Here is a 19,706-nt window from a genome sequence, read left to right as displayed (position 1 = left end):
TAAAAAAGGCCCACATATGTGAGCCTCAAAATAAGCGCAATCGTTTGCACTAACCTTTATTATCAAACAAAATAAACACGCGTTTCATATGGGCGTAATGTAAACTCTTGAATCGTCTCTTCTGTTGCTACTTGATAATTGTGAATAAGCAGCTCTTCTTCATTAGTTTTTACTTCTTTTGGCAACTTAAACTCTTGCTCTTTAGAAGATACGTTGCAAATAATAATTGCTTTTTTATCATCTAGCGTACGCGTATATGCATAAATTGCTGGATGATTTTCTAGCAACAAGTCATACGTTCCGTAGACAAATACTTCATGCTGTTTGCGTAGCGTTACAAGCTTCTTGTAAAAATTTAAAATCGATTCCTCGTCTGACAGCTGCTGCTCCACGTTAATGTCAACATAGTTTGGATTCACTTTCATCCAAGGTGTTCCTGTTGAAAAACCAGCGTTTGTCGTACGATTCCACTGCATCGGTGTACGTGAATTATCACGACCTGTTTCCCAAATCACTTTCATGATTTCTTCATGATTCTGACCTTTTTCACGTTGAATACGATAGTAATTCACCATACCGACATCATTATAATCTTCAATGCTGTTAAACTTTACGTTTGTCATTCCTAACTCTTGGCCCTGATAGATAAAAGGTGTGCCCTGCATTAAGAAATAAAGTGCAGCTAAGCATTTTGCGCTTTCTTCACGGTATTTCATACTACCGAATTTATTAATAGAACGAATATGGTCGTGGTTCTCAAGATAAAGTGCATTCCAACCACCAATTTGAGCTAAGCCTTTTTGCCAATTCGTTAAAATTGTTTTGAACTCAACTAAATCCAGAGGTTCACTTTCCCCTTTGTCCCACAGTCCCATATGTTCAAATTGAAAAATCATATCGAATTTACCGTTTTTAGCGCCTACCCATTCGTCAGCATCGTCCCACGTAACGCCATTTGCTTCACCAACTGTCATAATATCGTATTTAGCAAATGTCTCTTCTTTTAATTCTGATAAATGCTCTTGAATACCAGGACGATTCATATGGCCCTCAAACGAAGGTACGTAATCTAACCCTTCTGGATTTGGTAGGTCTGGAAAACCAGGCACTTTTTTAATATGTGAAATAGCATCTACTCGGAATCCATCAATTCCTTTATCCAACCACCAATTCACCATGTTATATAGCTCTTCTCGAACCGCTTTGTTTTCCCAGTTTAAGTCCGGCTGTTTCTTTGAAAACACGTGCAAATAATATTCTTCTGTCTCATCATCAAATTCCCAAGCAGAACCATTGAAAATCGACTCCCAGTTGTTTGGTTCATTGCCATCGTTACCTTCATGCCAAATGTAGTAATCACGATACGAATTATCTTTTGAAGAACGTGCTTCAACAAACCAAGGATGCTCATCAGATGTGTGATTAATAACTAAATCCATAATTAATTTCATATCTCGTTTATGAACTTCTTCTAACAGCTCATCAAAATCCGCCATTGTACCAAAGTCGTTCATAATATCTTGATAATCACTAATATCATAACCATTATCGTCATTTGGTGATTGATAAATTGGACAAATCCAAATTACATCAACACCGAGGTCTTTTAAATAATCAAGTTTTGAAATTACGCCTTGAATATCACCAATTCCATCTCCGTTTGAATCTTTAAAACTACGTGGATAGATCTGATACGCTACGGCTTCCTTCCACCATTTCTTTTCCATTTGTTCAACTCCTCACAACATTCCCTACAAGTAAGCGCTAGCATATAAAGCGCTATCATCATTTTATACTGAAATGCAAGAAAAAAACAGCTATTTTATAAAAAAGAAGCGAAGGTCTTGTTTGAACCTTCGCTTTTATTTAATTAACTTATGTTGAAAAGCATAGATAACCGCTTGCGTACGATCTTGCACATCGAGCTTGCTTAGTAAATTGCTCACATGGGTTTTAACCGTTTTTAAAGCAATGAATAGCTCATCGGCAATTTCTTGATTTGTTTTACCCTGTGCCATAAGCAAAAGGATTTCCATTTCACGTCCTGTTAACAGCTCGTGCGGAGAAGATGGGCGACGCATTCTCGTCATCATTTTCCCGGTGACCTCCGGCTCAAGCACAGCCTCTCCTGCATATGTAGCGCGAATAGCTTCCGCAATTTTGCTTGCTTTAGACGTTTTTAACAGGTAGCTGGATGCTCCTGCCTCAAGTGCTGGATACACTTTTTCATCATCTAAAAAGCTCGTCACAATAATGATTTTGGCTTCACTCCAATGGTCAACAATGTGTTTTGTTGCTTCAATACCATCCATACCATCCATGACCAAATCCATTAAAATGATATCCGGACGGTGCTTTAGCGCTTTTTCTACCGCTTGCTGACCGTTAGCAGCTTCGTCGACGACGTGAATATCTGCCTGAGCAGATAAATACGCTGAAACGCCTATTCGTACCATTTCATGATCATCAACTAACAATACGTTAATCATGAGCAACTCTCCTTTCTTCAGTCTATTCGTTATGAATGAGCGGGACCTTTACTTCTAACTTCGTCCCTTGATTTGGCAAACTAACAATTTTTAAGGTAGCTCCTACTTCAACGGCTCGCTCATGCATATTTTGCAATCCATAAGAGCCTACTTTTTCCATTTCTACATCAAAACCGATACCATCGTCTTCAATACGTAGAATAACTAAGCTGTCACGCTGAACGAGCAGTACCTTCAGCATGGATGCTTTAGAATGCCTCAGTGCATTGGAAACAGATTCTTGAGCAATTCGAAATAGATGGTCTTCTACTCCTTTATCTAGTAAAAACTCTTCTACATTCCACTTAAGCTCCATCGGAACTTTTTGAGCAAGTTCTAATAAAAGTTCTGTAATGCCCTCTTGCAACGATTTTCCTTTTAATGCAGCTGGTCGCAAATGTAGTAGCAGTGCCCTCATTTCTAACTGCGATTGATTAATCATTTCTTCTACCATTTTTAACTGCTTGCTTTTCGGAGAATCTTCATCCGTTGATTCTGTTAAAGCTGACATGAGCATGGATGCGGCAAACAGTTGCTGACTCACAGAATCATGAAGCTCACGAGCTAATCGATTTCGCTCTTGCACAATGACTTCTTGAACTCGCTTTTGCTGATCCTCCACTTTTTCATTAACCATTTTTTGCGATTGTTCAACCTGCTCGCTCATTAAGCGTTGAACTTCTTTTACATTAGATAAAATACCTTCTACTTCTTGAACCGTTGTTTTATCATTTCGATCTTGATATTGACGGTTTTTCATCTCACGCAATCGATTCTCAATCACTTCAAGCTGTTGCCTCCAAAGCAATCCAGAAACGCCTCCAAAAATTGCTCCTATCGTTAGACTACTCGTGATGGAGAAAAGAATAAAAGGAACGTCAAACACTTCTCGTTCCCATAGCTCTGTAAACCGTTGGATAGGAAACGCCATAAACACGCTAATTATCATTGTAATAAACGTTGTAAAGGCTATCGTGATTCCCCATAGTAACTGGCGCTGAATAACGCTCATATTCGCTTCACCTCTAAACTTCCAACGCCCATTGAAATCATTACTTTTATTTTTTGTGATGCCTCATCAAATTCTGGCGTTTTCATATACACGTTTTGAAGTGGCGCAAAAGATTGCGCATGATCAAAGATTGTAACTGCTCCAGCCATAGAAGAATGATTAACCGAAATTTCTGTTTCGTATGGAATAAAAATGGTCACGTTACCCGCTAGTTGTCGAATAAAAATAACCGATTCACCCTTTGGAAGCACGGTGTAGCTAAGATCAATTACCACATCGCTCCACACATTTTGAATATTAATGTCACTCCATTCGTAAACGGTTTCGTCTGTTCGCTGTCGCGATATAAATGAATTTTTCAACAGCTGCCTTTGCGCTCGCAGGGATTCTCGACTTTCTGTTAAAGGCGTAATATATACCGGTTCTTTTTTAGACTTAACAAAATGAAATAAATAATAGAAAAAAATTGCAATGACCAAAAACTGAAATGCGACTGTATTAACTAAATTTAAAATCGCACCAATGATTCCTATCCAAAATAAGATTTTACCTGAGCGCCTTGGTAGACGTTTTCGCCCTATATAGATAAAAGCACCAGCAACGAGGAGTGCAAAAATAAACCCGCTATGAAAAAAGACAACTTCAACAAATAAAATAAATAGAGCTGTAATGATTATTAGATTGAAGTATCCATTGTCTACAATTCTTTTCATGCCGTTCTCCTCCTTTCGCTTTGCAGGCATTTCCTCTTGATGAAAAAGGCGTAGCTACTACTACGCCCTTTTTAGAATATCACGTTTTGTCTATGAGATTACATTTTTTCATCCTAATTAAACTTATTTTGCTTCTTTTTGTAAAGCTGCAATTTTGCTGTCAATTGTTTGACGATAATAATCGGTATTAATTTGATTTTCTAATTGATCAATATAGTTTTCGATATCCGAAAACTTAGAATATTCACTTGATGCTAGTTCATCGTTGTTTAAAACAGTGTTCATTCGATGATTTGCTCGCGCAACATTTTCACGCCCCATCAGTTCCATTCGGCGAATATGCATATCCTTCAGCTTGTGCTTCATTTCTTCATATTTACGCTCTAATTCATCAAGCTGCTTGGTGACGTGCTGAACCGATATGTTCAAGCGTTCTGTACGCTCTTCATATTGAGCATGCTCTTTTTGAACAAATTCATACAGCTCATTTTCTTGAGCTTGCAGAGCTACTTCCGCTTGCTGCTGGCGCTTTTCTTTCATTGCCGATGCTAGCTTATATTCACGCACAAGCTGTTCTTTTAATAGGTGCTGACGTTCCACCAACTTTCGAACTCGTTCTGTTTCTTCTTCGCATTGGCGCAAATAGTAATTCAAAGCTGCAATTGGGTTTTTTTCTTGCTTTTGGTCAAGCATATTGTGCAAGTCCGATGAGATTGATTCTTTCATACGTGTAAAAATATTTTTCATAACGTTCACTCCTTAATAAGATTGTTTATTTAATTCTGTCCATTGGTTTTCAAAGTTTTGAAATGGATCCTCTGTTTTAATTTCTTTCACGTCATTATCGTTCCACTTGGTGTATACAAAGTAAAGCGCAATGGCTGCTAAGATACCGAAAAATGCTGGTACGTTAGCAATCATGCTCAAGATAACAATCACACCAAGTACTGCAAAAGCTGCTTTCTTAAATGAAGATGTTGCTTTTACTACCTGCTTCCATACACCATATAAAATGACAAGCCCTAGTAGCATTAGCATCATCGGTCCTAAATTAGCAATAAGCACAACCGCTGCTATTAGGCCCAGAATAAATAGTCCAAATTTTTTCATCATGTTGCCTCCTTTCTTTTTCTATTCTCATCTTACCTACAATTCTTTCTTTCCAAAACGAGCTTAAGCTTGATTTTCATCTAAGACCTGAGGCTTAGTACAGAAAAAAGCACACAAAAAAAGCTCTTCATGATATGAAGAGCTGGTGCGAATATATTTGGTTAACAACTAGTGTCGACTGCTGTTCAATAGCGTTCTGTAAGCCATGTTTTGTTCCTTTGTACTACAAGCGGCTAGCTACCTCGTACTCCGGTGGTAATTATCTATCTACAAAATGCGTGCATTTTGTCCTTCCCTCTGTTCAATTCCTTTGGGAAAGTTCCCCTACCATTATTTGGGTTTCTCGCTCGTGGGGTTTACCTCGTTCCACTCTCATTATTTCTAATGAGACTTCGTCACTGTGGCACTTTCAGAGTATTCAAACCATATCCTAAGACTTAGGCTTTTTCCCCGCCGTTAGCAGTTACGCTACCCTAGCTTATGACTTCACTAGGCACGAACACTACAAGCATCTCAGCCTGTGCGAGCATGGACTTTCCTCTACATCTTCAAAGAGATGCAGCAATTACCCAAACGCTATTGATTACGACCTTTCTAATTATAATAAAAATAGGAGTTAATTGCAACTCCTATTTTTATTCTTCATCATTCGTATAGCTTGCTACCAAATACATGCTTTTCAAGATTAGACAAACGTTTTAAAATATCAAAGTTTGTCGTACCAGCCTGCTGTTGTGCTGGTGGCGGCGTATAAGACGGTGCCGTTGTAGATTGTGGACGTTTTGATAACTCTTCCACTTGCTTTTTTAAGCGTAAATTTTCTGCCTGTAGTAACTCGATTTCTTCATGAAACGCTTCATAATCTTTAATAATGGAGTCTAAATATTTATCGACTTCCTCTTGATTATAGCCTCTCATTCCTGTTTTGAACTCTTTTTCCAAAATTTCTTTTGCTGTTAAACGAATTTTATCAGCTAACATTTCAATCACCTCGAATACAATAAACCTCTTGTTTATTATAAACCATTTTTTCAGAAATAGCTCAACTTGTCAATTTATCTTGCAAAATGTTTTTCAATATTGTTTAAAAAGATGAAAACTTCTCCTCTTCAACTATATCTTGTAAATCATAGGATGTAATGGTGATAATCGGGTATTCACTCTTTTCAGCCTTATCTTGGGCTACTTTTAGCATAAATTTTGGGCTACCCTCATGCTCTTCATCATATACAAGGCAAATCCCATCGCTTTTTTCAATTAAAAATTGATTTTTCAAGCGGAACTGATTAGGACTTTCATACTTCTTTTTTGTAATGCTATCCACAAAATCAGCTTGGCTCACGATAAATTCATAAAGTTCTTTATTCGCTTCGTTCCACTTCTCTTCCTGATCTAAAAAAGGGGTTAATACACCAAGCTGTAGCTGGGGGTATTCCAGCTGCAGGTCAAATATCACTTCAGCAGCCCACAATTCTACACCGAGCTGGCCACTGATTAGGACCCATTCAAGCCCTTCTTCAATGAGCGGTACTAAACGCTTCATTACTGCTTTTTTTATGTATGAAATACCAGGGTGCTGATCATTAAAAATCCCTAATTCAAATGGTTTATACCCTGAAATTGTCAGCACTTTCATCGTGTAAGCACTCCTTTAAATATAAGAATAGGAACTGAAATATTCAGCCCCTATCAATTGATTTATTTCTTATTAAAATCTTCTTTTTGCACCTGGATATCCTGGCATCATGCCGTTTTCCATCGCTCCTGCTACTTGATTGCCTTGACCTGGCATCATACCTGGCATCATGCCTGGCATTTGAGCACCAGCCACTTGGTTGGGCATTCCTGGAGACATTGCCCCACCTACTTGTGTAGGAAATTGTTGTGCACCACCAAAGAACTGTTGGCTTGTTTGTTGATTTACAACAGATTGTGTTTGTGGAAAATAGTGTACATGTTTAAAATTCGTTTGATTCACTAGCGTGTTATGGCTTGGATGAATATGAGGTACAACTACCTCCTGATTGTTAAACTGTGTACAACATTTTGTTGGGTGCACGATTGGTGGCATGCACTTTACTGGTCTTGGATACATGATGTTTTCCCCTTTCACTGTTTAGTTATTACATTACTACAGTATGTGATAAGGGGTGTACATGTACTAATGTAAACACCTATTTTTCTAAAACTACATCAAAGAAAAGTACGTGTTTTTCATGCTACTAAAAATAATTACCGTCAAACAAATAATTGCGAAAAATGATACCAAAATGACATTTTTCATATTACTTCTCTCCATCTCACCAAAGTTCTATATTTTTGATATAAATTGCTAAAACAGCAATACAATGTCTTATTTTATCAACGACTGAAAAATAGAACAATATTTAAAATAGAGAAAACTAAAATTTAACAATTTGGAATTTTCAGTAATAAATTAACAATCATTATAAGTGAGATGTATACATTTTATCTTTATATCTAACCCGATTAATCCGCTTGTATAGAGCTTCTAGTTTATCATTTTCAATGAACGTTTGACTTTCTTCCGTCAGCTGTAAGGCTTTTTCTGCATAAAATACCCCACGCTCATAGTTTTTAAACTTATGTTCATATAATTTAGCAAGCTCAACGGCTGCTTCAGTTTGAAGAAGTATTGGCGCATTGGAAACAACATATAAAAACAGCTCTTCTGCCTTTTCAAATTGCTTGTTACGCTTATGCTCAAAAGCAATAGCTCGGATCGCTTGATACTCTTCATCACTTTTTGCATTAGCCACATCTTCATACAATGCTAACGCCTCTTGTTTTTCACCGAGCTGTTCGTACCAACGAGCGACTTCAAATTTCTCTTTCAACGTAGCTTTATGCTCAGAGAGAAGTTGCTTTGACAGGTGAATATAGAGCGTAATTAAAGAGAGGATATCTGATTCATTATGATCCATTACTTCAAATAACCCTTGAGGATTTTTGCTTTCTATGAAATCAAAATAAATCATTGGTGCTAAAAACCCTGGGACATCATTAACACGTTCAACCCCAGCACCTCTTTTTCAACATTTGCAAGCTTAACAGAATCCATTTTATGTTTCCAAAGCCTTCTTGAAGCGTGTAGTAAATCAAAATGCCCAAACTTAGGAAGTTTCGGTAAATGGTCTCTTAATAACGTGTGTCTTGTTTTTACATGAGGCCAATCAAAAGACTTTCCGTTATAAGTGACGAGCGTTGTATAATCAACGGCTTTTAAAAAGCTTTCGTAAAACGCAACTTCACCGCTTGGCTCGGTTAACACATGCTGCCTAAATATCACTTCATCTTCTATCACCTGTGCATAGCCCAGTAAAAAGATAGTCGTTCCTGTTCCCGTACTCAACCCCGTCGTTTCTGTATCGAAGAAAAACAAATCCGACATTTTATGCCCTTTTGCAGAAAGTGGATGTGATAGCGGAGACTTATTCCATGCTTCTATCACTTTCTGTAGTTCTGAAAATGCATAATGTCCGTGACGATAGCCAATTGGATAGCGCACTTCACGAATCATGCAGTAGTTATCCTCGCTAAAATAAGGCTTAGCAAATTTTTCATTCCACTGCTGTTCATAGGCTATTTGTTGATGATTAACCGGTTCACTTTTTAAAACAGGCACTTTCTCTTCCACATGCAAATGCTTTTTCATTCGATTAAGCTTATTTTTCAACGACATTTCTTGCACCTACCTTGCTAATAATAGCTGAAGCAGTGAGAGCGCATCCTGTTTAGCATGTTCACCTTGCCCCTCTAATCCAATACAGGATGGACAGCCGCTTTCACAATGACAAGTAGCAATAAGCTGCTGCGCTTCTTCTAACACTTCTTTCATTTGTTCGTATACTTTATCACTCAGTCCAATTCCACCAGGGTAACGATCATATAAAAAGATGGTTGGCTCTTCATTATGAACGGCTTTCACTTGCGGAACAACATGTAAATCAGAAGGGTCACACATCACCATTAACGGTGCAATTGACTGAATGGTAGTAGCAACTGATAATAGAGCCTGTTCTAATCGTTCTTCTGACTCTTGGAATACTTCTTTTGAAAAACTAAGCCAAACTGCATTGGTATGCAGCTCTTCCTCAGGCAAATGAATTGGACCTGACCCAATGTTTTCATGCGTCTCAAATTTAATCTTCTTAAAAATAGTAGCCATCGCGCTTACCATTACATCTCCGTATCCCATCGTATAAGAAGGTGCTTTCGTTTCTTTATCGGCTTCCAACACTTTTAAGTTAACGGCTAAATTGGCGTCTGTAAAATAATCAGCGGTGACTTCACGTACGTATGCTTTTTTTTCATCCCAATCTAAATACTCAACTTGATATTGAATACCTTGATGTAAATAAATAGCTTCATCATGTAAAAGCGTCATTGCACTGAAACGGTCCATCTCTCCGATGACCTTTACGTTGGCGACGTCTGACTGATCAATAATAACGACATTTTCTTGTGAAGCAGATCTCAAACTGATATTGTGAGCTGGAAATGAATCGTTCATCCAATACCACTTATCACCGCTTAGGTGAATCACGCGCTCTTCTCCTAAAAACTCCAATACATCTTCAATATCCACACCGTCAAACGTTTCTCCTTGCTTAAAGGGCAGTTCATAGGAGGCACACTTTAAATGATCCACTAAGATCACTAAGTTATCAGGATTAATGCGTGCCGTTTCAGGGTTACGACTGAAGAAATATTCAGGGTTTTGAATCATATATTGATCCAGAGGGCTCGAACTAGCAACCATCACAATAACGGCTTCTCCGTGTCTGCGCCCTGCACGTCCAGCTTGTTGCCAAGCACTTGCAACTGTTCCAGGATAACCTGTCATCACACATACTTGCAGCTGCCCAATATCTACTCCAAGCTCTAGTGCATTTGTGCTGACGACCCCATAAATTTCTCCTCTACGCAGTCCCTTTTCAATTTCACGTCTCTGCTTAGGTAAGTATCCCCCCCGGTACCCTTGAATGGATTTATCTTTCAGCTGATTTTTTACAAGCTCTTGTAAATACGTTAAGATAATTTCAACCCGAACGCGACTTCGAGCAAAAACGATTGTTTGGATTTTATTCTTCAAAAACTCTCCTGCGATGTTACGAACCTCCAGCGTAGCGCTTCTCCTAATATTTAGTGGCTTATTTACGACGGGTGGGTTGTAAAAGATAAAATGTTTTTTTCCACTCGGTGCTCCGTTATTATCGACAAGCTCCACCTGCTCTCCTAAAAGATGCTCTGCAAGCTCTTTTGGATTGGCAATTGTAGCGGACGTACATATAAACACTGGGTTACTGCCATAATAGCGGCAGATTCGCTTCAAGCGTCGAATAACGTTTGCTACGTGGCTTCCGAATACGCCTCGATACGTATGAAGCTCATCAATAACGATATACTTTAAATTCTCAAACAACGATACCCATTTTGTATGATGAGGCAAAATAGCAGAGTGAAGCATATCAGGGTTTGTAATGACAACATGACCCGCTTTGCGCACCTTTTGACGAATATTAGCTGGCGTGTCTCCATCGTATGTGTAGCTGTTAATTGAAACGTCCATTTCTTCAATCAGTTCATTTAGCTCCGTCTTTTGGTCTTGTGCAAGAGCTTTTGTTGGAAACAAATATAGCGCACGGGACTGCTCATTTTCCATGATACTTTGAAGGACAGGAAGGTTGTAACAAAGCGTCTTTCCTGAAGCAGTAGGCGTAACGGCAACTACATTTTTCTTCTCATACGCATATGTAAAAGCTGTAGCTTGATGCGTATAAAGCGATAGAATTCCTCTCTTCTCTAATCCCGCACGTATTTTCTCATGAATTTGTGAAGGAAAAGGACTTGTTTTTGCTTCTTTTTCTTCAATTGTATGCCAATGAACGATGTTGGATTTAAACTGTTCATTCGTTTGCAACACGTTCATTACTTCTTGTAAATTTTTACGTATTTTCATCTTCATCACCTAGCTTTATTTTAACGAATTTAAGGCTTGTTTCAAATCATTAGTTTTTGTATGTTTTTTCAAAAAAGGGACATCGTAACAACTAGGAGGTGGACAACATGGGAAATCCTTATTTATGTCCAAGCTGTAAAACAAACCGAACGCGCTTTAATATCATTGAGCAAAAAGCTACGGCAGTCAAATTAGATCCTCGCTCTGGTGACGTTGTAACAGAATATACCAATGATTCACTAGATGCTTTCCATGCGCCATACCGTGGCCCAGAACGCCGCATTCAGTGCGCAGCATGTGGTTTAATTGAAGATGAATATACATTTGTAAAACACGCTGAAAGCAAGCAACTATCATAAAAAATACCGCCATAGAGGAATGGCGGTATTTTATTACTTTTATAAAACTGCTTCAATAGCCTTTTTTATTTCCATAGACGGACGCTCGCACGCAAAATCTTTACATACATAAATGGTCGACTCACCTCTTTGGTCATAGCTCTCTAGGAAATCAGCATGTGGCATCAGTTCGTTTTTATTCCCAACCAACCATACAACTTCTGGTATAAATGACGTCTTCAAAAGCTGTATTTCTTCTACTTTACCTTTAGTTAACACAACCATTTCTTTTATCCCGATTGCTTGTTCAAGCCGCGCTTGTAAAAACTGCGTATGGCTACTGGCTTGCATTCGAATAAGTGAATAAAACGTTCGCTCCATCTTTTCAACCATTTGTAATAACTTTTCGTTTCCTGTTCGGTGACCTAAACGTAAAAGCTGGCAAACGGCGACGCTATTACCGGATGGGAGAGCACCATCGTACACTTCTTTTTCACGCACAAGCAGTTGCTCTGCATCACTTCCAGTAAAGAAAAACCCGCCTTTGTCTTCATCCCAAAATAATGAAGTCATATTCTCTGCAAGTGCTTTCGCCTTCGTAAGATAATCTACTTTGAGTGTCGCGTCGTAAAGATCGTTATAAGCCCATAATAAAAACGCATAGTCATCAATTAAACCTTTTTCCTTTACTTCTCCTTCACGATAGCGAACCATTAAGCGCTCCGTCTCGTACATATTTTCGTGGATAAAAAGCGCAGCCTGCTCAGCTAGCTCTGTAAATGTTTCATTTTGCAATGTCCGACCCGCTTTTGCTAATGCGCTTATAATCAAGCCATTCCAAGATGTTAAAATCTTATCATCAACGTGAGGGTATATGCGTTTTTGACGCTCTTTTAACAGTTTTTTATTGCATTTTTTTAGCTTAGTTTTCGTTTCTTCAACGGATTGTTTACTGTGCTTGGCTAGCTCTTCTATTTCCGTTGGAATTAAATGAAGGTGGTTCTTGCCTTCAAAATTCCCTTCTTCCGTAATGCTATATGCACTGCAGACAAACTCGGCTTCCTCTTCAGTGAAAAGGTTTGTTATTTCTTCTTTTGACCATACGTAATAGGTTCCTTCTGCTCCTTCTGAGTCAGCGTCAATCGCTGAATAGAATGCACCCGTTTGACTATCTCTCATTTCACGAATTAAAAATGTGATACTCTCTTCAATTATTTCACGATAGCGCTGTTTCTTCGTCATTTGATATGCTTCAATATAAGCATGTAGCAACAGCCCTTGGTCATAGAGCATTTTTTCAAAGTGCGGAATCATCCATTGTTGATCTGTTGAATACCTCGCAAACCCACCACCAATTTGATCATAGAGACCGCTTGAGGCTAACGAATCAAGCGTTTTTTCAACCATTAACAGCGCCGTATCATTATTGGTTAATCGATGATATCGAAGCAAAAATGTCAGCGTATGCGGCATTGGAAATTTCGGTGATTGCCCAAATCCTCCATACACTGGATCAAATTGACCAACGAGCTGCTGAAATGCTTGATGAAGGGTAGCTTCATCAATTGTGCTGTCTGAAGGAATATGTACAGAAGCTTTTAAACCTTTTACAACCTGCTCTCCTACCTTTTCAACAAAGGACCGCTCATGCAGAAACTTTTCAGCGAGCTGCGGTAGCGCATCCATCATACCTGGTCTATTATAAGCGCTATTCTTTGGGAAATAGGTACCCGCATAAAACGGTTTTTGGTCAGGTGTTAAAAAGACGTTTAAAGGCCAACCTCCGTGATTGGTCATCATTTGGCATACGCGCATGTAAATGGAATCGATATCTGGTCGCTCTTCGCGGTCTACTTTAATTGCAATAAAGTGTCTATTTAATAAATCTGCGACTTCTTCATCTTCAAAGCTTTCTTTTTCCATCACGTGGCACCAATGACAAGTGCTATATCCAATTGATACAAATACAGGCTTATTTTCACGCCTGGCTTTTTCAAAGGCTTCTTCTCCCCACGGATACCAATTAACTGGGTTATGTGCGTGCTGTAGCAGATAAGGAGATTTCTCATGAATCAGTGCGTTAGTATATTTTTGCATCTTTACACCTTCTTTCTATAATGATAGTTTACCGCCTTCTATTACTTTCTCCAAATGAACTAGGGTTAGCTCATCATTTATTTTTGTAGTTCTTATCACGACAAAACCTTTCTTTTGATAAAGACAAATAGCTGGCATATTCTTTGAAGCCGTTGAAACAGATATCTTAGTAGCTGAATAGTTTTTTTCTACAAAGGCTAGTAATTTTTGAGCAATTCCTTTTTTAAAATGCGCAGGATCAATAAACAACCGGTAAATATCTAACTCTTTCCCCAGCACTTTAAACGAAATAACGCCGGCTAACGTGTCTTCTATGTAGTATCCCAAAAATATCTCTTTAGATTGTTGTAGGTGGAGGAGCGTTTCTTGTAAAGGTGGAATCTGACGACTACGAATAATTGATGCTTCAACTTCGTATGATCGTTTTTGTAAAGCTAAAATGGCTTTTGCTTGCTGATTATTTAGCACACTATTTTCTTTAATCATTTATTCCTCCATCTGTTTGTCTTCTTTACTTTTCTATCATTATAACTTATCTGGTTCTTAACGTTAAAAAAATAAAGTGATTCTGTTCTAAATAGCCGTGCTTGTTGATATGTATAAAAGGACAAAACAACTAGTCTACACACCAAAGGAGAGAAATTAAATGAATAGTAGCTTTTTCAACTTCGACAAGATGTTAACACCTTCTATCATTAAAATTGTCTTCATTATTGTCTCTGTCTTAACCATTCTATTAGGTTTTGGATTTATTGTAAGTGGAATTAATAGCATGTATGGTGGTGGTTCCCTTGTCTTTTTAGGCCTAGCATTAATTGTGGTGGGGCCACTATTTACGCGCATTTACTGTGAAACCCTAATTGTTGTATTTAAAATGCATGAAGCTCTTCATAAAATGGCAGAAATAAAGAATCAAGAATAAAAAAAGCGATGCGGCTTAAACCGCATCGCTTTTTCATCATTGTACTGCTTTTTCAATTTCTTTCGCCATCTCAGCTACTGAAAGTAGTCCCCCACCTGATAAGTACCAGTAGTTCGGATCTAAATAAACAATGTTTCCTTCTTTATAAGCTTTTGTTTTTTTGATTAGCTCGTTTTCTAGCGCTTGCTTAGCAGATGATTCCCCACCTACAACTGCGCTACGATCCACTACAAACAAGTAATCAGGATTCTTCTCTACAATGTATTCAAACGACACGCCTTGACCATGCGTGGAAGCTTCGATACCAGCATCAACTGGCGTAATTCCTAGTTCATCATGAATAATACCAAAGCGTGAGCCTGGTCCATATGCGCTTACTTTTCCTTCGTTAACAAGAACAATTAAACCATTTTTCTTTGAAGCTTGAGCTTCTTCTTTCACAGTTGCCATTGTTTTTTCAACAGCCGCTACCTCTTTTTCTACCTCTGCTTCTTTGCCAAAGATTTCGCCTAACGTTTGTGCATTTTTCTTAAATGAAGTCATATAGTTCTCTGTGTCTAAACCCATATGAATTGTCGGTGCAATCTTTGTAAACTCGTCGTATTGATCAGCTTGACGCCCTGAAATAATGATTAAATCCGGATTGATTTCGCTGATTTTTTCAAAGTCAGGTTCTTTTAATCCTCCTACATTTTCATACTTCTTATCTTCATATTTTGATAGATAAGAAGGCATGCTATCCTGCGGAACACCGGTTACGTTGATTCCTAATTTGTCCATAGAATCTAATGTACCAAAATCAAAGACTACTACCTTATCTGGATTTTTATCTACTTTTGTTTCTCCTAATTCATGCTGAACCGTGATTGTTTCTTCCTTTTTCGTTTCTTTCTTTTCATTGTCTGCAGTCGTGCTAGCTTCATTTGATCCGCAAGCCGCAACTATAACTGCAAGCAACGCTGCTAGAAATACCATATATAACTTCTTCATCTAACTTCCATCCTTTTCGCTGTATTTAAAATATATGTGAATTACTCTAATCATAAGCTGCTATTTTCGCACTTCATGTAAAGGGCCCCGCGCTAAACAACCTCTTAATGGATTAAAATAACAATCACCTTGATCTAAGCTGAAAAATAAACGCCTATCTTGTTTCCATCAATTGTTTGAATAGGAATATGCATATCATAGACGTCTAAAAGAACATCTTCTTTAATAATTTCAGAAGTTGCTCCATGCTTAATGAGTTGTCCATTCTTTAAAGCAACAATATAATCTGAATAGCATGAGGCAAAATTAATGTCGTGAATGACAATAATAATCGTTTTCCCTAGCTCATCCACAAGCCTCCTTAAAACCTTCATGATTTGAACAGAATGCTTCATATCTAAATTATTTAAAGGTTCATCAAGTAAGATATAATCCGTATTTTGAGCTAAGACCATTGCAATATATGCTCGTTGCCTCTGCCCACCGCTTAGCTCATCAATATACTTATGCTGCATATCTTCAAGCTCCATATATGCAATCGCTTCATCTATATAAGCTATATCTTCTTTCTTTAACTTTCCTTGTGAATAAGGAAACCTACCAAATGATACGAGTTCTCGAATCGTAAGTCGCATCGTTAAATGGTTTGTTTGTTTTAAGATTGAAATTTTCTTTGCTAATTCGTTGCTTTTTGAGTTCATCACATCGTGACCTTCTAATAGAATCTCACCTTCATCTCTCTTTAAGATGCGACTAATCATAGATAGCAGCGTACTTTTCCCTGCTCCATTCGGGCCGATGAATGACGTAATCTTTCCCTTTTGAATTTGAACAGATACATCATCTATTACTTTTTTGTTTCCGTACTTTTTTGTCACGCCGTTAACAGTAATCATGTTCTACTCCCCTTCAATAAAAGATAAAGAAAATACACGCCACCAATAAAGTTAATAATGACGCTGAGCGTTGTTGAAAACGTGAAGACGCGTTCAACTACTAGTAAACCACCTACTAAAGAGAAAATACTAATGATAATAGAGCCACTTAGAAGATACGTGTGGCGATACGTTTTAAATACTTCGTGCGCTACGTTAACAACCAGCAAGCCTAAGAAAGTAATGGGTCCAACCAATGCTGTTGCAATAGAAATAAAGATAGCAATTAACACAAGAAGCTTTTTTGTCACTGCATCATAGTCAATTCCAAGGTTAATGGCTTCTTCTCTCCCAAGTGATAAAACGTCTAAATATTTAACATACCGAGACCCATATACGCTTAGTATGATAATTAATAAGGAAGATAGAAAAAGCAGTTCTGTCTGAACATTATTAAAGCTTGCAAACATTCGATCTTGTACCATTAGAAATTCATTCGGATCAATTAATACTTGCATGAAGGAAGAGATACTTTGGAAAAACGTTCCAAAAATCAACCCAACTAACAGTAAAAAATAAATGTTACTTTTTCCTTCTTTTTTAAACAACATTTGATAGAGAAGCATGGCAAACAAAACCATCCCTACAATGGAAATTGCAAAGTTTATATTTTTATTCACCGTCACAATATTCATTGAACCGAATAGAAAAATAAGAAGGGTCTGAATAAGCATATACAAAGAGTCTAATCCAATAATACTTGGCGTTAAAATCCGATTGTTAGTGATTGTTTGAAACACCACGGTGGAAACTGCAATGGAAAATCCCGTTAGGATAATTGCTGCTAATTTCTCTAGACGCCTTGGCAGAATATAGTCCCAATTACCATTTGATTGATAAAATAAAAATAATAAAGTTACGCCAACTGTCACGGTTGCTAAAACTATTAATTTTAATCGATTACTCATAAGCCTTTCTCCTAATCAACATGTACAAGAATATCCCACTACCAATGACGCCAACCATCATACCAATGGAAATCTCGTATGGATAAATGATAACTCGTCCTAAAATATCACAAATCAGTACAAAAACCGCTCCAAGCAAAGCTGTTTGCGGAAGACTGTTTTTCAAATGATCTCCAGCATATATTGACACAATATTCGGAATGATTAATCCTAAAAAAGGAATCATTCCAACCGTTAATAGTACGATAGATGACACAAGTGCTACGATGACTAACCCAATGTTCACAACCTGCTTAAATGGTAACCCTAGATTGGTAGCAAAGTCCTCTCCCATTCCTGCAATCGTAAATTTATTAGCATACAAGTAGGCAATAATCATCAGTGGAACACTTAAATAGATTAACTCATATTGTCCTGAAATAATGGTAGAGAAATCACCTTGCAACCAAGAGCCAATACTTTGAATCAAATCATTTTTATAAGCAAAAAATGTCGTTATGGAACCAATGACATTACCAAACATCAAACCAACAAGAGGAATAAAAATTCGATCTTTTACTTTGATAGAATCCAAAATCTTCATAAAAATGAAGGTTCCAATTAAAGCGAAAACAAATGCAACCAACATTTTTTGAATTGGACTAGCTGATGTGAATAACATCAATGCTACCAAAACACCTAAGCGTGCAGAATCCATGGTTCCAGCGGTCGTCGGAGAAACAAATTTATTTCTCGTCAGCTGCTGCATAATCAATCCACATATACTTAAGCTTACTCCAGCAATAATGATGCTAATCAATCGTGGAAAACGACTAATTAGTAGCACTTGAATTTGCTCTTGATCAAAGGATAAGACCCCATAAATATTTACTGGTGATACGCCGATAAATAACGAAATAAGCGATAATAAAAATAGTAAAATAATAAGATACCTAATTTTCACGCTGCTACTCTTCCTTACTATGTATAATTTAAAAATATCAATAACGATAATCATTATCAGTTCATGGTAAAAAATAAAATGATGTCTCCATCACTGGTCTTGTTATCCTCTCACTTATTATATGATAATGAAAATCATTATCATATGTCAATAGAATTCCCCTATTTTTTTCTTCATTTCCACTTAAAAACTTGTTTAAACAAGTTTTTATTCAAAAATAACCTCCATTTGTACTTACATGACAAACGGAGAATACTTATTACCGTAAATTACATCGAATTTTATTTAACGTTGACAAGCAGGTTGCTAACTCTTCTTCTGTTAACCCCTCTGACGCATCATTAATTGTTTGCTGTGCTAGTTTTTCTAATTCCAACTGGATGTTTTTCCCATATTCTGTTAGATAAATTAAGTTAATTCGACGATCCGTTATATGTGGAACTCGCTTTACTAACTCACGCTTAATCATGTTATCAATTAGACGTGATACGCTTGCTTGATCGCGTTCATTTTGAATAGCTAGCTGATTTTGAGTTTGGCCATCTTTTTCATATAGTCGACTCATAATCTGCCACTGCTCATATGTAAGTGGATAATTGTTATTTTTAAAATGATGATTTAAACGGTTCATCATTAAGCGTGAGGCGTGAAACAATCGATATCCTAGTGAATCATCTAATTTATAGCTTTCCTTGTTCATGCTTCCGTGCACCCCTTTTGGTTTAGTTTATCGTACCTTCGTATAAATGTCTATGTACAATCTACGTAAATGCATATTAACTCTTTATATTCGGAATACTACTAATACAATTTCAGTAGCCAAAGGAGATTTGTTATGTCAGTTGTAATAGTAACAGCAATCCTCGAAGTAAAGCCAGGTTCTGAGGAAAAACTATATGATGTCTTGCTAAACGTATTGGCACCCTCAAAAAGCGAAAATGGCTGCATTCGATATGACCTGCATCGATCTATTGACAATCCCTCCACCTTTGTTTTCTACGAACAATGGCGAGACAAGCATGCTTTAGATGAACATTTATCGAGTGCTCACTACAAAGATTATCAGAAACAAACAGAAGCTCTCATTTTAAATCGTACGGTTCATTTATTAAAGCTTGTAAATCCTTAAAATAAAAAATCACCCTTTGTTCTCTTTTACTATTTACGCTATAATGAAGAAGCTCTTTAGTTGCTTTTCTCTTACATATTATTAAGCTAAGAGCAATT

The 19,706-nt window shown here is 37.4% G+C and carries 20 protein-coding genes, 1 other RNA gene and 1 pseudogene; 3 read left to right on the top strand and 19 right to left on the bottom strand.

All coding sequences use genetic code 11. The features are described 5' to 3' along the window. Window positions 1-62 precede the first annotated feature (62 nt). The 12 genes and pseudogenes from LZP85_RS05885 to LZP85_RS05830 all read right to left on the bottom strand — a co-directional run bounded on the left by LZP85_RS05885 (window position 63) and on the right by LZP85_RS05830 (window position 11,346). Window positions 63-1,727 (bottom strand): glycoside hydrolase family 13 protein, encoded by a 1,665-nt coding sequence (locus LZP85_RS05885; protein ID WP_206782945.1) that lies wholly within the window; start codon window positions 1,725-1,727, stop codon window positions 63-65. Between the two features lie 135 nt (window positions 1,728-1,862). Further along, complete coding sequence (locus LZP85_RS05880; protein ID WP_025909369.1) at window positions 1,863-2,489, bottom strand: response regulator; 627 nt, start codon at window positions 2,487-2,489, stop codon at window positions 1,863-1,865. A 22-nt stretch (window positions 2,490-2,511) separates the two neighbouring features. Then, on the bottom strand, window positions 2,512-3,540 hold the full coding sequence (locus tag LZP85_RS05875) for a sensor histidine kinase (protein WP_061785355.1): 1,029 nt from the start codon (window positions 3,538-3,540) through the stop codon (window positions 2,512-2,514). Next, on the bottom strand, window positions 3,537-4,253 hold the full coding sequence (liaF, locus tag LZP85_RS05870; RefSeq protein ID WP_061785356.1) for a cell wall-active antibiotics response protein LiaF: 717 nt from the start codon (window positions 4,251-4,253) through the stop codon (window positions 3,537-3,539). The genes LZP85_RS05875 and liaF overlap by 4 nt, the downstream gene beginning before the upstream one ends. 123 nt (window positions 4,254-4,376) lie before the next feature. Further along, the gene (locus LZP85_RS05865) at window positions 4,377-5,000 is read right to left on the bottom strand and encodes a PspA/IM30 family protein (RefSeq protein ID WP_119543021.1); all 624 of its coding nucleotides are present in this window, start codon (window positions 4,998-5,000) and stop codon (window positions 4,377-4,379) included. 12 nt (window positions 5,001-5,012) lie between these two features. After that, on the bottom strand, window positions 5,013-5,366 hold the full coding sequence (locus tag LZP85_RS05860) for a lmo0954 family membrane protein (protein ID WP_224840119.1): 354 nt from the start codon (window positions 5,364-5,366) through the stop codon (window positions 5,013-5,015). A gap of 191 nt (window positions 5,367-5,557) precedes the next feature. Continuing rightward, an RNA gene (gene rnpB / locus LZP85_RS05855) (RNase P RNA component class B) lies at window positions 5,558-5,940 on the bottom strand. Window positions 5,941-6,008: 68 nt separating this feature from the next. Beyond that, complete coding sequence (gene gpsB, locus LZP85_RS05850) at window positions 6,009-6,344, bottom strand: cell division regulator GpsB (RefSeq protein WP_025909364.1); 336 nt, start codon at window positions 6,342-6,344, stop codon at window positions 6,009-6,011. A gap of 103 nt (window positions 6,345-6,447) precedes the next feature. Further along, window positions 6,448-6,999, bottom strand: a complete 552-nt coding sequence (locus LZP85_RS05845; RefSeq protein WP_025909363.1) for an SLOG family protein — start codon at window positions 6,997-6,999, stop codon at window positions 6,448-6,450. 72 nt (window positions 7,000-7,071) lie between these two features. Then, complete coding sequence (locus tag LZP85_RS05840) at window positions 7,072-7,458, bottom strand: spore coat protein (RefSeq protein ID WP_061785359.1); 387 nt, start codon at window positions 7,456-7,458, stop codon at window positions 7,072-7,074. Between the two features lie 352 nt (window positions 7,459-7,810). Then, window positions 7,811-9,066, bottom strand: a pseudogene (locus LZP85_RS05835) (ribonuclease H-like domain-containing protein). 9 nt (window positions 9,067-9,075) lie between these two features. Next, complete coding sequence (locus tag LZP85_RS05830) at window positions 9,076-11,346, bottom strand: DEAD/DEAH box helicase (protein WP_206833392.1); 2,271 nt, start codon at window positions 11,344-11,346, stop codon at window positions 9,076-9,078. 107 nt (window positions 11,347-11,453) lie between these two features. On the opposite strand from LZP85_RS05830, the gene LZP85_RS05825 reads away from it, so the two are divergent. Then, window positions 11,454-11,705 carry a hypothetical protein gene (locus LZP85_RS05825; RefSeq protein ID WP_025909359.1) on the top strand — a complete coding sequence of 84 codons (252 nt, stop codon included), beginning with the start codon at window positions 11,454-11,456 and terminating at the stop codon, window positions 11,703-11,705. Between the two features lie 39 nt (window positions 11,706-11,744). Here the strand turns inward: LZP85_RS05825 and LZP85_RS05820 are convergent, their stop codons facing one another. Together LZP85_RS05820 and LZP85_RS05815 are read right to left on the bottom strand one after the other, a co-directional pair. Next, on the bottom strand, window positions 11,745-13,781 hold the full coding sequence (locus LZP85_RS05820; protein ID WP_119543018.1) for a thioredoxin domain-containing protein: 2,037 nt from the start codon (window positions 13,779-13,781) through the stop codon (window positions 11,745-11,747). A 15-nt stretch (window positions 13,782-13,796) separates the two neighbouring features. Next, complete coding sequence (locus LZP85_RS05815) at window positions 13,797-14,267, bottom strand: GNAT family N-acetyltransferase (RefSeq protein WP_119543017.1); 471 nt, start codon at window positions 14,265-14,267, stop codon at window positions 13,797-13,799. A 160-nt stretch (window positions 14,268-14,427) separates the two neighbouring features. Between LZP85_RS05815 and LZP85_RS05810 the strand changes: the two genes are divergently transcribed. Then, window positions 14,428-14,703 (top strand): DUF4282 domain-containing protein, encoded by a 276-nt coding sequence (locus LZP85_RS05810; RefSeq protein ID WP_025907150.1) that lies wholly within the window; start codon window positions 14,428-14,430, stop codon window positions 14,701-14,703. Between the two features lie 36 nt (window positions 14,704-14,739). Here LZP85_RS05810 and LZP85_RS05805 read toward each other — a convergent pair whose 3' ends face one another. The 5 genes from LZP85_RS05805 to LZP85_RS05785 form a co-directional block, all read right to left on the bottom strand. Then, window positions 14,740-15,693: a siderophore ABC transporter substrate-binding protein gene (locus tag LZP85_RS05805; RefSeq protein WP_119543016.1), complete on the bottom strand. Its 954-nt coding sequence runs from the start codon at window positions 15,691-15,693 to the stop codon at window positions 14,740-14,742. 134 nt (window positions 15,694-15,827) lie between these two features. Next, window positions 15,828-16,589 (bottom strand): iron ABC transporter ATP-binding protein, encoded by a 762-nt coding sequence (locus tag LZP85_RS05800; RefSeq protein ID WP_061785364.1) that lies wholly within the window; start codon window positions 16,587-16,589, stop codon window positions 15,828-15,830. Further along, window positions 16,586-17,536 (bottom strand): iron chelate uptake ABC transporter family permease subunit, encoded by a 951-nt coding sequence (locus LZP85_RS05795; RefSeq protein ID WP_119543015.1) that lies wholly within the window; start codon window positions 17,534-17,536, stop codon window positions 16,586-16,588. Before LZP85_RS05795 ends, LZP85_RS05800 begins: the two co-directional genes overlap by 4 nt. After that, the gene (locus tag LZP85_RS05790) at window positions 17,529-18,479 is read right to left on the bottom strand and encodes an ABC transporter permease (protein ID WP_119543014.1); all 951 of its coding nucleotides are present in this window, start codon (window positions 18,477-18,479) and stop codon (window positions 17,529-17,531) included. The genes LZP85_RS05795 and LZP85_RS05790 overlap by 8 nt, the downstream gene beginning before the upstream one ends. A 259-nt stretch (window positions 18,480-18,738) precedes the next feature. Next, window positions 18,739-19,179 (bottom strand): MarR family winged helix-turn-helix transcriptional regulator, encoded by a 441-nt coding sequence (locus LZP85_RS05785; RefSeq protein ID WP_138117178.1) that lies wholly within the window; start codon window positions 19,177-19,179, stop codon window positions 18,739-18,741. A 135-nt stretch (window positions 19,180-19,314) separates the two neighbouring features. Between LZP85_RS05785 and LZP85_RS05780 the strand changes: the two genes are divergently transcribed. Continuing rightward, entirely contained in the window at window positions 19,315-19,608 is a 294-nt protein-coding gene (locus LZP85_RS05780) for a putative quinol monooxygenase (RefSeq protein WP_119543012.1), read from the top strand. Window positions 19,609-19,706: the final 98 nt, after the last annotated feature.

Source organism: Priestia flexa (genome assembly GCF_021441905.1).
In the GTDB taxonomy this organism is placed as follows: domain Bacteria; phylum Bacillota; class Bacilli; order Bacillales; family Bacillaceae_H; genus Priestia; species Priestia flexa.
The sequence above is the reverse complement of the archived record's forward strand: the minus strand, read 5'-3'. Positions and strand labels throughout refer to the sequence as shown.

What these genes read in the sequence shown, in the direction of transcription:
- LZP85_RS05830 (WP_206833392.1), bottom strand. Translation starts at nt 11,346, where the DNA reads ATGAAAATACGTAAAAATTTACAAGAAGTAATGAACGTGTTGCAAACG.
- LZP85_RS05795 (WP_119543015.1), bottom strand. Translation starts at nt 17,536, where the DNA reads ATGAGTAATCGATTAAAATTAATAGTTTTAGCAACCGTGACAGTTGGC.
- gpsB (WP_025909364.1), bottom strand. Translation starts at nt 6,344, where the DNA reads ATGTTAGCTGATAAAATTCGTTTAACAGCAAAAGAAATTTTGGAAAAA.
- LZP85_RS05785 (WP_138117178.1), bottom strand. Translation starts at nt 19,179, where the DNA reads ATGAACAAGGAAAGCTATAAATTAGATGATTCACTAGGATATCGATTG.
- LZP85_RS05865 (WP_119543021.1), bottom strand. Translation starts at nt 5,000, where the DNA reads ATGAAAAATATTTTTACACGTATGAAAGAATCAATCTCATCGGACTTG.
- LZP85_RS05820 (WP_119543018.1), bottom strand. Translation starts at nt 13,781, where the DNA reads ATGCAAAAATATACTAACGCACTGATTCATGAGAAATCTCCTTATCTG.
- LZP85_RS05880 (WP_025909369.1), bottom strand. Translation starts at nt 2,489, where the DNA reads ATGATTAACGTATTGTTAGTTGATGATCATGAAATGGTACGAATAGGC.
- LZP85_RS05800 (WP_061785364.1), bottom strand. Translation starts at nt 16,589, where the DNA reads ATGATTACTGTTAACGGCGTGACAAAAAAGTACGGAAACAAAAAAGTA.
- LZP85_RS05815 (WP_119543017.1), bottom strand. Translation starts at nt 14,267, where the DNA reads ATGATTAAAGAAAATAGTGTGCTAAATAATCAGCAAGCAAAAGCCATT.
- LZP85_RS05825 (WP_025909359.1), top strand. Translation starts at nt 11,454, where the DNA reads ATGGGAAATCCTTATTTATGTCCAAGCTGTAAAACAAACCGAACGCGC.
- LZP85_RS05875 (WP_061785355.1), bottom strand. Translation starts at nt 3,540, where the DNA reads ATGAGCGTTATTCAGCGCCAGTTACTATGGGGAATCACGATAGCCTTT.
- LZP85_RS05805 (WP_119543016.1), bottom strand. Translation starts at nt 15,693, where the DNA reads ATGAAGAAGTTATATATGGTATTTCTAGCAGCGTTGCTTGCAGTTATA.
- LZP85_RS05860 (WP_224840119.1), bottom strand. Translation starts at nt 5,366, where the DNA reads ATGATGAAAAAATTTGGACTATTTATTCTGGGCCTAATAGCAGCGGTT.
- LZP85_RS05885 (WP_206782945.1), bottom strand. Translation starts at nt 1,727, where the DNA reads ATGGAAAAGAAATGGTGGAAGGAAGCCGTAGCGTATCAGATCTATCCA.
- LZP85_RS05845 (WP_025909363.1), bottom strand. Translation starts at nt 6,999, where the DNA reads ATGAAAGTGCTGACAATTTCAGGGTATAAACCATTTGAATTAGGGATT.
- LZP85_RS05780 (WP_119543012.1), top strand. Translation starts at nt 19,315, where the DNA reads ATGTCAGTTGTAATAGTAACAGCAATCCTCGAAGTAAAGCCAGGTTCT.
- LZP85_RS05840 (WP_061785359.1), bottom strand. Translation starts at nt 7,458, where the DNA reads ATGTATCCAAGACCAGTAAAGTGCATGCCACCAATCGTGCACCCAACA.
- LZP85_RS05810 (WP_025907150.1), top strand. Translation starts at nt 14,428, where the DNA reads ATGAATAGTAGCTTTTTCAACTTCGACAAGATGTTAACACCTTCTATC.
- liaF (WP_061785356.1), bottom strand. Translation starts at nt 4,253, where the DNA reads ATGAAAAGAATTGTAGACAATGGATACTTCAATCTAATAATCATTACA.